At 63.9% G+C, this 870-nt stretch carries 1 protein-coding gene and 1 pseudogene; one reads left to right on the top strand and one right to left on the bottom strand.

Features of this window, described 5'->3' with window-relative positions; translation table 11 throughout:
- Window positions 1-154 (bottom strand): transposase (locus ACTWQR_RS55845; protein ID WP_443234919.1); only part of this gene is annotated, 154 nt, incomplete at its 3' end.
- 270 nt (window positions 155-424) lie between these two features.
- Here ACTWQR_RS55845 and ACTWQR_RS55840 point away from each other — a divergent pair.
- A pseudogene (locus ACTWQR_RS55840) lies at window positions 425-757 on the top strand (transposase); the annotation flags it as partial.
- Window positions 758-870: the final 113 nt, after the last annotated feature.

Below are 870 nucleotides of genomic sequence, written 5' to 3'. Positions count from 1 at the left end.
CCGGCATCTCACGCCACTGACTACTGGTGCGGAACCGCCAGATCACCCCCTCGAACTGCTCCCGCAGCCGCTCGGGGTACGGGCCGTACTCGCCTATCGGCAGGAACGGCTCGATCAACTTCCACTGTCCGTCGGTGAGTTGCCTGCGCGTCACGGTCATCTTCCTACCGGATCCGCCTTCCAGAGGTATCAGGATCGGCAAGATTGATCACGACGTCACACAGGCCCTAGTACTCCAGCAGTACTTCGTGGCTTGACCTGGGGAAACGTGGAGCGGTGGGAGTGTAGCGGGCAAGACGCTGTCACGGACGGCTTCTGCCTGCACGCCCCTCGAAGGAGTGTCCACGACGGCAAGGTCGTCCCGAGCTCTGGGAAGCCTCGGGTTGTGATCACCGAACAGACAGCCGAGACCTGGGACCGCGACCTGGACCACCTCTTCACCACCATTGGGCACCACTTCGGCCGTGTCGAACCACGCCGCCGCATGCGGGACTACGTGCGCGCACTACTCGCCCCAGTGGCCCGCAAGAACAGCTGGCAACTTGCCGAACACGTCGGCCACGCCACCCCGGACGGACTGCAGCACTTGCTCTCCCGAGCCCGCTGGAACTCCGACGACATCCGCGACGACCTGCAGACCTACGTCGCCGAACACCTCGGCCGCCCCGACGGGGTACTGATCATCGACGACACCGGGTTCCTGAAGAAGGGCACTACCTCCGCCGGAGTCCAAAGGCAGTACTCCGGCACCGCGGGGGCCTGTCCGTGAATAACTGTCAGAGTTGACCTGCGGGACAGTCGTCAGTGGGACGCTGGAATGTGACTGTGCCTTCGCAAGTCCGCGTTTCCGCTGCCGAGTTGCAGTGCAAG

It is taken from the genome of Streptomyces sp. 2A115 (assembly GCF_052245575.1).
In the GTDB taxonomy this organism is placed as follows: Bacteria; Actinomycetota; Actinomycetes; order Streptomycetales; family Streptomycetaceae; genus Streptomyces.
This window is presented reverse-complemented; position numbering and strand designations above follow the sequence as displayed.